Below are 1,214 nucleotides of genomic sequence, written 5' to 3' on the forward strand. Positions count from 1 at the left end.
CGCGAGCTCCTGGGCCACGCCGAGACCGGACCCGACAGTACGGCCGCGGACCTCACGCTGCCCGGCCTCGATCCGGCCCACGACACCCTGCTCGTGCACGACCCGGCCGGACGGCTCGCCGCCCGGGCCTGGGTGCACGGCGGCCGGCGCAGCGCGATCGACGTCCACCCCGACCACCGCGGGAAGGGGCTGGGCGGCGCGCTGCTCGACTGGACCGAGGCGCGGGCACGCCAGGCGGGCAGTGAACGGCTCAGCCAGACGGTCCAGGACGGCGACCGGGCGGCGGTGGATCTGGTGCGGTCCCGCGGCTACGGACCGTTCGTCACCCAGTGGCTGCTGGAGATCACGACGGCCGACGAACCGGTGGTGTCCGGGCCGCCGCCCGGGATCACGTTGCGGTGCTTCCGGCCCGGCGACGAACGAGCGGCGTACCGGCTCACCGAGGACGCGTTCGACGAATGGCAGAAGCGGCGGCTGTCCTACGAGGAATGGGCCCGGCACACCGTCGAACGCGACACCTTCGCGCCGGCGCTGTCGCCCTTGGCGTTCGCCGGCGACCAGCTCGTCGGCGCGGTGCTGTCGTTGGACGTTCCGGGCACCGGCGAGGGGTACATCGAGCGGGTCGCCGTCCGGCGGGACCACCGCAACCGGGGGATCGCCCGCATGCTGCTGCGGGAGGCGTTCCGCGGCTTCCACCGGCAGGGGCACACGACGTGCACCCTGTGGACCCATTCGGAGTCCGGTGCGCTGTCGCTCTACGAACGGGTGGGCATGACGGTCCGTCGCAGCTCCGCCGTGTACGGCAAGGTACTCGGAACCGGCGCTGCCGCGCCGCTCCCCGTGGACCGGGCCGGGCGCGCGTGAGCCGAGGCGAGGGGTCCGGGGACCGGTGGCGGCGCCCCGACCCGGACTCCCCTCGCCACCGCGCTGCCTGCTGCCTGCTGCCTGGGCTGGCCGCTCACGCCAGAGGACGCCTGCCTAGCCCCGGCCGCCGTCCTGCTGCCGGCTCATCCAGTCGGCGATGGCCTTCTCGGTCACGGCGAGTTGCTCGGTCGGGCTGAACTGCAGCAGCTCCGTGCCGGCGTCGACGTACGGCCGGTGCCCCGGCGGCTGGTAGAAGGCGTCACCGGCCTCGTACACCTCCTCGTGGTCGCGGAAGAGGTAGCGCATGCGACCGGCGATCACGTAGCCCCAGTGCGGGCACTGGCAGGCCC

General features: G+C 74.1%; 1 protein-coding gene and 1 pseudogene. One reads left to right on the top strand and one right to left on the bottom strand.

Annotated elements, in window-relative coordinates:
• The coding region (locus ABZ885_RS41575; RefSeq protein WP_360200460.1) for a GNAT family N-acetyltransferase at positions 1-864 on the top strand (864 nt) is incomplete at its 5' end.
• 114 nt (positions 865-978) lie between these two features.
• Here the strand turns inward: ABZ885_RS41575 and ABZ885_RS41580 are convergent.
• Positions 979-1,214: pseudogene (locus ABZ885_RS41580) on the bottom strand (hypothetical protein); the annotation flags it as partial.

It is taken from the genome of Kitasatospora sp. NPDC047058, assembly GCF_040643935.1.
In the GTDB taxonomy this organism is placed as follows: Bacteria; Actinomycetota; Actinomycetes; order Streptomycetales; family Streptomycetaceae; genus Kitasatospora.